Here is an 8,737-nt window from a genome sequence, read left to right on the forward strand (position 1 = left end):
TTACTTCCTCCCATCGTCAAACTTCAATAATATCCTATTGATATAGTTGAAAAATGCCTGATCAAAAGGGATAACTTTTGGCTCTGTTAACAAACTTTCCTCTAATACATCGAAATACTTTTTTTCCAGATTACTATCATAGTTAAATAAAGGTGGAATAACCTGAATGTATTTTGTGTATATCTGTTGTTCTAGCAAATCGTTTGATTTTTCCAAACCACCGCTAATCATTTGTAAGAGTTCTCTCAAATCTGAATCAATTGCAGTGGGATTATCTAAATTAGGAAGGTTTTTTAATACTTCAATTTCTTCCACAGTAAAGTCTTGTGACGAGAAAGTATTACGCTTACCTGCATCATACTCCGTTATATATTCAAGAAGCCTTTGAATATTAAAATGCTCCATTTTAGGGTTTATTTCTACCCCATTTTTTAGTCTTAGTAGTTTATTTTTTCTATTCATTAATTTATCAATTTCTTCCTCTATGAATGATATTTCCAGATCTATTGCATTTTTCAAATGTCTATTTGTATCCTTAGCATTAATCTCTACTAACATATTTTTAATCTGATCGAGTATTATGCCAAGTTTTTTCAAGTTTATAATGATTTGTAAATTAATTAAATGTGTATTGCCATAATATCTGTAGTTTGTCTCTGGATTAACATTGGGTACAAGCAAGTTGATTTCATGGTAATATCTCAGCGTTCGCTTCGAAATATTAAATCTCTTGCTAACTTCAGAAATTGTATACAAACTAATCACCTTACGTATATCTTGACATTAACGTAAGCGTTAATGTCAAGATATACGTAATTCACCAATCTGCAACAGCTGCTGAATAAGAATTGTGTTTGAATGGGGCGTTTTATATTGATTCAGCAGAATACTCCCACCTCTAAAGGCGGAGAGATGAATGCTATTTTTTCCTATTCAGTGTGCGAACAAACACCCGCTGAAATAGCAGAACTCAGTCTATGAACGCTACGTCTGTGGCAACGACTGAGTGACCAACATCATGCTGGCCTAAAGCCCCTGGCCGATGTCACGGAATATGAAGAGGAGCTTTTCGAGCGAGCTCGAAAAAAATCCGGACGAAATTACACTAGAGCGTAATTGATCAATGGTTCTGCTATAATTATTATAATTTTACAAGAAGGGGTTTTTTCTAATGAATAATTGTTGTGTATTTGTGATTGACAATCCAAATTGTGTATGAGTTGAAATTTAAATATTATTATTGAAGGAGAATTAACATATGGGTATTTTCAGCATTTTTGTAATTGACACAGTTCATTATCAACCAAACGAAAAATAAATGGTTATAATGAATTATTAATATAAAAAATTCATTATAACCACTTGGAGAGGGTTATAATGAACAAAATAAATATAAAAGACAGTCAAAATTTTATTACTTCAAAACATCATATAAATAAAATATTGAGTAATATAAGTATAAATATAAATGATAATATCTTTGAACTTGGCTCAGGTAAAGGTCATTTCACGCTTGAATTGGCTCAAAGGTGCCATTATGTGACAGCTATTGAAATAGACCCTAAATTATGTAAGACTACACTAAAAAAACTTGCGAATTTCAATAACTTTCATGTTATAAACGAAGATATATTGCAGTTTAAGTTTCCTGAGAACAAGTCATATAAAATATTTGGAAATATACCTTACAACATAAGTACAGATATAATACGAAAAATTGTTTTTGAAAGTAAAGCCACCGTTAGTTATTTGGTAGTGGAGTATGGATTTGCGAAAAGGCTATTAAATACAAATCGTTCATTGGCATTACTTTTAATGGCAGAAGTTGATATTTCCATATTAAGTAAGGTTCCTAGAGAATATTTTCATCCGAGACCGAAAGTTAATAGCTCATTAATCAAATTAAAAAGAAAACAATCAAAAATTTCGCATGAAGATAGGCAGAAATATAAATATTTTGTGATGAAATGGGTTAACAAAGAGTACATGAAAATATTCACAAAAAATCAATTTAATAAAGCCTTAAAACATGCAAAAATCAATGATATAAACGACGTTAACTTTGAACAATTCTTATCTCTTTTTAACAGCTATAAATTGTTTAATAAATAGTGCTAGGGGGTTACTATTCAAGAAAGTAACCCCTTAAACTTATTTTCTCCTGGATACTTTGGCTAGACCCTTTTATTTTCCTATTCCTTAATGGCTCCATTGTGGAACAAAAATACTTACTCAATTTTCTTATCGCTTATTTTAATTTAAAGAAGTTATCGTTTGTTCCAAAACTCGTCCTTTTCTGAACACACTTACCTTTGATTAGGAAAGGGTTGATGAAGCAGCACGCAATAGTTTAGTTATTGGAATTTAATAGTCTAAAAAGTTATCCAAAAGTGATAGGTTTTTTATCTTTAAAATGCAACATAACTCCTAAAGTGTCACCTAACCGTTTTTATAGGTTGTCCACTTTCAATCAACATTGGTATACGGCCTTATTCTGTTCTTCATCGTACCATTGAAAATTTTTTGTTCATACTCTTAGGTTAAAATCTCCCCAGACAAACCATCAATTACACAAATCTTTTCAGAGACAAACCCTTGTTTAATTGTGATTTCCCTAAAAGGAATGTTTGTGGTTTTCAATGTTACGTAACACTACACTGCTACATATTTAAAAATGTGTGGTTTTTTTATTTGCAGAAATCAAAAAATTGGGGTTAATAACTTATTAGGGAGAAATTAAATTTAAGAAAAAGATTAGAGAGTTACTTTCCTGGTATATAAAACATTTTTTTACAATAATTACGAAACTATTCTTCTCTACATTCGTATAGTAATTAATGATAAAAAAGAAGGTGAGAGATTGAAAGTAGAACGTGTGGAAATGATGGATGCATTAAGAGGTTTTTCCCTAATCGGAATTTTAATAGCTAATATGCTTTCTTTCCAATTTGGTTCTTCAGGAGTAGAAATTATTGAATCAGCGAGTGGACTTAATAAAGTAAGCTATTATTTTGTGAAAATTTTTGTAGAAGGTTCATTTTATCCGATTTTTGGTTTTGTATTTGGTTATGTTTTGATAAAAATGATTGAATCACGAGAGGCTTCAGGGATAAAGTACAAAAATATTGTATTTCGACGAGCAGTCGGCCTAACTGTATTAGGGGCAATGCATATTGCGCTTTTGTGGGAAGGCGATGTTTTATTAATGTATGGCTCGACACTTTTCATTTTATTATTATTCTTTTTAAAGCGCAATGTGAAAACATATTTTGTATGGGGGTTCATTTTAACATCAATCCTTAGTGTAGGAGCTTTTCTTGGCAACAGCTTCATACAGCTTATAAAGCCTTTAACAGATACGGAAATCATGATTTATCAAAACGGTACATATGCAGAAATATTAACACAACGATTAGGTGAATTTATTGTAGAGGGTGGTCTTTCACTATTTTTCATCCTACCAATTGTCTGGCTTTTCTTTGTTGGTGTAAGCTTTCTTGCAGTCGGCCCATTTGTATTGTTTGGAATGGGGATGGCGAAAAAGGGCGCATTTTTACAGCTAGAAAATAATAGTAGAACCTATAAAAAAGTGGCGCTGCTCGTACCAGTCGGGCTATTGCTGAAGGGGTCCATTATTTTTGACACACCATACAGCTTATTTATTTATTCTACAGGGACATATGTGTTAGCGATAGGTTATATTGCCTTATTCGCATGGCTTTTTAGTCGCTATCAAAAGACAATAAGTTATTATTTTGCTCCCATTGGAAAATTATCGCTCACAAACTATTTAATGCAATCAATCATTTGCACAATAATTTTTTATGGGTATGGTTTTGGGTTGTTTGGGAAATTGGGTATATTTGTTGGAATCCTTTTATCGGTCATTATTTATAGCATTCAGCTCAAAGCAAGTCAACACTATTTAAAGCGCTTTTCACTCGGACCAGTAGAAACAATTTTAAGGTGGTTCATTTATTTAAAAAATCCTCGGAAATTGAATTAATATTATGCGTCAAATGGAGCTATGGTGGTACCTAAGCTCCAAAATTTCCTCATGGGATACAAATGGATTGAAAGAATTACAGCAGAAAATAGAAACGGTAATGGGTGACATTATTCATTTTTATAATCATTTTAATAAACGGTTAAATGGCTTGAACTCTTTTGAATTCAGGATTCAAGCCGCTTAACATATTTATACTATTTCCCTTCTTCTTGACAAAAGAGCAATTCATAAGGGTTACCTTAGTCATTTTTCATATAATTCTTGGGAAATTAAATTACCAAAAACTGTTTCCCTTTTACTTTTCCACATAAATTTATCTTCTATAATTTGGAGAGTTTTAGTTAGGATTAAATGTTTTCATGCTATATTCCGTATCAAAATCCTCTGTTTCATTATTTTCAATCTTAAATATTTCTTTGAGATCGTCAAGGAAAGAACGACTACTTATAAATGGTAAGGAACAAAAAATGAGTAGTAGAACTAGTAATAGGATAAATGGCTTATTACTTTTTGACTCATTATCGATTTTAATTATTGTTGTTGAAGGTGACCTATTTTCCGTAACATTATCTTCTGTGATTGAAGTAACTTCTCCTTCTTCGAAAATCATAGTATCTTCCATAGCGGACCCACAGTATTCACAAATATATGAAATATAACTATCCTTATGTATTTTTTTATAAGCATTAGGTGCTAAACATTTCGGGCAATCTTTCATTATACACTCCTTTTTTAACCTGTTATTTAACATTTTATGATCGTGTGTTGTATATAAAAATTTAGTCAACAGAAACCAAAATGATCAAAAAACTAATACAGAAACCTGTTTTTTTAGTTCTAGGAATATCCAGTATTTTAACTTCTGGATAGTTTGTTATATTTACTACTAATCGACTCTTAATATAAAAAGACAGACAACTAATATTAGTTATCTGTTATAATATCTTTAATATAAACAATGAAGTTTACTACATTATCATCTTGCTTGATCGTCATAATAGGCTTCATTAGCAGCCTTATCATTATTGCCCTTTAGATAAGCTAAAATCATACCAGGTCGTTTAAGTAAAACCCAGTCCCCATAATGGTCAAATCGTCTGCAAGAAGTAATCATTCCATTCTTAACTGTCCCGTATTTTTTCCCATTTGTCTTACCCCATTGTTTTAATCGCTTTGCAAAGTCAGCATCTTCTGCCATAAGCATGTTCTCATTAAAACCTTTAATTGCCTGAAAGTCTTTTTTATAGCACCAAAAAATTCCTACAGAAATAAATCCATATTTAAGCAATATGGGAACAATCAATAGCAAGGTCGAAACAATTATCCCTAGGGAAACTCTTTCAAAATTTCCGTTCACGCCTCCACCAATATATTGATTTGAAGTCAGGTTCTTTTCAACTTCTGTTAACAAGTGTTCTGTCATTCGAGTATCAGCATCAATGGTAACCAGGATTTCACCTTTTGCTAGTGCAGCTCCTGCATTTCTAATTTTGGATAAATTTTTATCGTTATTTTCCAAAGTCACACAATTGTATGACTTAGCAATTTCCTCTGTTCTATCTGTACAACGATTTAATACAACAATCACTTCAACTTGATTTTTATAAGGTTGTGCAGCCTTAGCAATCGATTCTAGGCATTCCCCTATATACTTTTCTTCGTTATGAGCGGGTATTATCACAGAAAATTTTACATCCTTTTCAGAACCATCCCTAATAAATCCCTTGTTTTCGGACATATAAAATCCCTCTTTCAAGTTATAATTGTACTTACAAATTTAGTATATCATTTACATATAGCGTTTTTTGTGTCAATTTTAAATATAAATTTAGCTTAACAGTTTATTTAGGAATCCAGTATCTTGGTTAACTTAAATTGACAGCCTCCAAAGTTTAAGGTAAGTAACTGTTAGAAACCTGATTGGTATTAAAAATGGAAATAAATATCCAAATTAATTTGATTCGTGGTATTATTAAACTATCCATGCAAGAGCATTGGACATTCTAAAAAAATGGTATTATTTTTGGGTTTTGAAAGCTTTAATATAAAGAAATATGAATGGGGTTGATATGGTGAAAATAATCAACAAATTGCCTAAAAGTAATCCAAATGTACATGTAGAATTGTTGGGAGACAATTGGAATTTAATGAGAGAGCCTAGGAATGTATTAAGTGCAATTTTGTTATCTACTCCCTTAATGATAGTCGCTACATTCATTTCTATTGGGATAATAAAAATCTTTAACACTATTTCTTTGAGCGATTTTGGAATAAAACCTGATAAAATATTGATTACTATTAATTTAAGTAGTATTTTTTTGTTAGTATTACTGTTAGTAATTCACGAATTAATTCATTTAATTTTCATTCCGAATTTTGTTAAATCCAATAAAACATATATAGGGTTTACCTGGTTTGGGGCATTTGTGCTAACAGAAGAAGAGATTTCAAAGTCAAGATTTATCATCATTTCAATTGCTCCTTTTGTTATTATTTCAATGATTTTACCACTAATTTTAAGCGTATTTGGGCTATTAACAACTACATTAAAATTTTTAATCATACTCAACTCATTAGGATCATCACTCGATCTACTTAATCTTTTTCTAATTACCCAAGTACCAAAAAACGCCACTTTAAAATGTAATGGACCAAACACTTATTGGAAAGTTAAATAAATAAAATGAAGAGAACAAAAATCTTCTTTATTAGTATGGGCTATAATTTCTGATTAGATAAGTTGGTAGGGTACTTTGACTGAAGTATTTTTAAAGCTTGGTGATTCAATTGATTTTAATTAAAAAGCCATCACTTATCAAAGGGATGGCTAAAAGGGAATCTTAATGTGAGTAATAGTCTATGTATAATTACTTCCATTGGTATTTCATGATGAGATTTTATTTTGTCTTGCAATTGGAATATTATTTCCTACAGAATGGTAGATAATTGCATAACACTAAATCTGTATGGTTGGGAAGTTTTCATTACTGAGTAACCTTCTTCATAAAATCTAACTCTTGAGCTATATTGTATCGTGCTTCCTCTGTTGAAAAATCACCATTATAACTATGTGCTAGATTCGATTCTTCAGGAGTGATATATAATGTAACATCTATTCCTAAAGATGATAACTTTTCTTCGAAATCTAATGCTTGATCCGTGAAGGTTGCAAATGTTCCCTCAGTTAAATAAGTACTTGGAAAATCCACATTTACATTTTCAATAACATTTGCTTCAGCTACCTCAGATGTACTTTCAAATTCATTTGAATCAAAATAAGCTCTAATCATACCGTCGAAAAGCCAGTTTGTAAATGCAAAACCTGTATTATCGACACGTTTTATATCTATTAAGGCACAATTTAAAATAACTCCTTTTATTGTAATATCCTTTGTTACCTTAAATCCATATTTTTCTGCATATTCATTATTAGTTTGAATAATTGTTAATTGGCCTGCTAATTGTCCACCAGCTGATTCACCAGAAATCACAAAGTTATTATTATCAATACCATATTTTTTTGCATTTTCAGCAACATACCCTAGTGCTTCTGTTGCTTGAATAATAGGAACAGGATATAAATAATCAGGAGATAAAGCATAATTCATTGAGACTACAATGTAACCCTCATCAACAAAGTGTTGAACAAATTCTTCATTATCTACTTTATCCCCCCAAGCATATCCGCCACCATGTATATTAAAAAGCACTGGTCTTGTAGTTGTTGTATCTCCTTCTGGTACAAAAATATCCAAATAATTATTAGGGTAATTACTTGCATAGGCAACATTTCTATATATTTTTGTATTGTCACTTAATACCTCTTCTGTTTGTTCAACACGCTCATCGTAACTGTATTCAGCTCCTAGAAAACCTCCTGTAACTTTTAAAAGTGGGGCCGGATTAAAATGGTTAACGGTAATAAACAATACTATGCTTGCTGTCATGATAATTACCATCCACTTGAATATTTTTAAAAATTTTTTCATGATTTTTATACTCCTTTTTATTTCAACACTACATTGAGTTATGTAAGTTGATTTATTATATTCATTTATTATTGAAATCAATAGTGTCATAGATAAGTTCATTATGACAAATACTATGACAATGAGCGTTCAATGTTAAAGCAAATAATTAGAGAAGCTTTCTTAAAACCAATAGAGTTAAAAAATATTAATAAAATTTCAGTAAAGAATAATGTGATTAAACTGATAAAGGTGTTCATTTTATAATCACTATGAGATTAGAAGAAATTGAAGATGGAAATTTTATCAAAAAATCTAGAATTAAAATGTGCAGGTCACGATCGTAATAATTATGGAGAAGCTACGATTGTTAGTAGAAAAATTGATTTGTATAACGGTATAGTCATATATCTTAGCTGAATAAATTGTGGGGGTTTTACTTATGCGAGATTAAAGCCCATGCTTTACATAGTATGACTAATATAATGAAACTGATTGCAGAATAAAAACAATTTGATTTTATTCCATAATAAAGAAAAAGGGAGAATGATACAATGAGCTTTGACTATTATTCGAATTGGGCTTTTTACACTCAACATTCTTTTATTCTAGCACCTGATGGAGGTGATTTCCAATGATGCCAGGTGGAATGCCAATGCCAGGTGGAATGCCAATGCCAGGAAGAATGCCAATGCCAGGTGGAATGCCAATGCCAGGTGGAATGCCAATGCCAGGTGGAATGCCAATGCCAGGTGGAATG

At 31.1% G+C, this 8,737-nt stretch carries 8 protein-coding genes; 4 read left to right on the top strand and 4 right to left on the bottom strand.

All coding sequences use genetic code 11. The features are described from left to right. Positions 1 to 765, bottom strand: a complete 765-nt coding sequence (locus tag AC2CGN_RS09065) for a MerR family transcriptional regulator (RefSeq protein WP_484513420.1) — start codon at positions 763 to 765, stop codon at positions 1 to 3. A gap of 493 nt (positions 766 to 1,258) precedes the next feature. Between AC2CGN_RS09065 and ermCL the strand changes: the two genes are divergently transcribed. From ermCL to AC2CGN_RS09080, 3 genes are all read left to right on the top strand, one after another. Beyond that, entirely contained in the window at positions 1,259 to 1,318 is a 60-nt protein-coding gene (ermCL, locus tag AC2CGN_RS09070; RefSeq protein WP_429984000.1) for a 23S rRNA methylase leader peptide ErmCL, read from the top strand. A 59-nt stretch (positions 1,319 to 1,377) separates the two neighbouring features. After that, a complete protein-coding gene (gene erm, locus AC2CGN_RS09075) occupies positions 1,378 to 2,112 on the top strand; it encodes a 23S ribosomal RNA methyltransferase Erm (RefSeq protein ID WP_484513421.1) in 735 nt (244 codons plus the stop codon). 748 nt (positions 2,113 to 2,860) lie between these two features. After that, positions 2,861 to 4,006 (top strand): DUF418 domain-containing protein, encoded by a 1,146-nt coding sequence (locus AC2CGN_RS09080; protein ID WP_484513423.1) that lies wholly within the window; start codon positions 2,861 to 2,863, stop codon positions 4,004 to 4,006. Between the two features lie 340 nt (positions 4,007 to 4,346). Here AC2CGN_RS09080 and AC2CGN_RS09085 read toward each other — a convergent pair whose 3' ends face one another. Then, on the bottom strand, positions 4,347 to 4,727 hold the full coding sequence (locus AC2CGN_RS09085; protein WP_429987722.1) for a hypothetical protein: 381 nt from the start codon (positions 4,725 to 4,727) through the stop codon (positions 4,347 to 4,349). A gap of 258 nt (positions 4,728 to 4,985) precedes the next feature. Continuing rightward, the gene (locus AC2CGN_RS09090) at positions 4,986 to 5,747 is read right to left on the bottom strand and encodes a glycosyltransferase (protein WP_484513425.1); all 762 of its coding nucleotides are present in this window, start codon (positions 5,745 to 5,747) and stop codon (positions 4,986 to 4,988) included. A gap of 316 nt (positions 5,748 to 6,063) precedes the next feature. On the opposite strand from AC2CGN_RS09090, the gene AC2CGN_RS09095 reads away from it, so the two are divergent. Then, a complete protein-coding gene (locus AC2CGN_RS09095; RefSeq protein ID WP_484513426.1) occupies positions 6,064 to 6,687 on the top strand; it encodes a DUF3267 domain-containing protein in 624 nt (207 codons plus the stop codon). A 306-nt stretch (positions 6,688 to 6,993) separates the two neighbouring features. Here the strand turns inward: AC2CGN_RS09095 and AC2CGN_RS09100 are convergent, their stop codons facing one another. Further along, the gene (locus AC2CGN_RS09100; protein WP_429982495.1) at positions 6,994 to 7,998 is read right to left on the bottom strand and encodes an alpha/beta hydrolase; all 1,005 of its coding nucleotides are present in this window, start codon (positions 7,996 to 7,998) and stop codon (positions 6,994 to 6,996) included. Positions 7,999 to 8,737: the final 739 nt, after the last annotated feature.

The organism is Lysinibacillus sp. DFXJR4, from assembly GCF_057196045.1.

Bases quoted from the DNA above. Each gene is read 5' to 3' on its own strand.
- erm (WP_484513421.1), top strand. From the start codon at position 1,378: ATGAACAAAATAAATATAAAAGACAGTCAAAATTTTATTACTTCAAAA.
- AC2CGN_RS09085 (WP_429987722.1), bottom strand. From the start codon at position 4,727: ATGAAAGATTGCCCGAAATGTTTAGCACCTAATGCTTATAAAAAAATA.
- AC2CGN_RS09090 (WP_484513425.1), bottom strand. From the start codon at position 5,747: ATGTCCGAAAACAAGGGATTTATTAGGGATGGTTCTGAAAAGGATGTA.
- AC2CGN_RS09095 (WP_484513426.1), top strand. From the start codon at position 6,064: ATGAATGGGGTTGATATGGTGAAAATAATCAACAAATTGCCTAAAAGT.
- AC2CGN_RS09100 (WP_429982495.1), bottom strand. From the start codon at position 7,998: ATGAAAAAATTTTTAAAAATATTCAAGTGGATGGTAATTATCATGACA.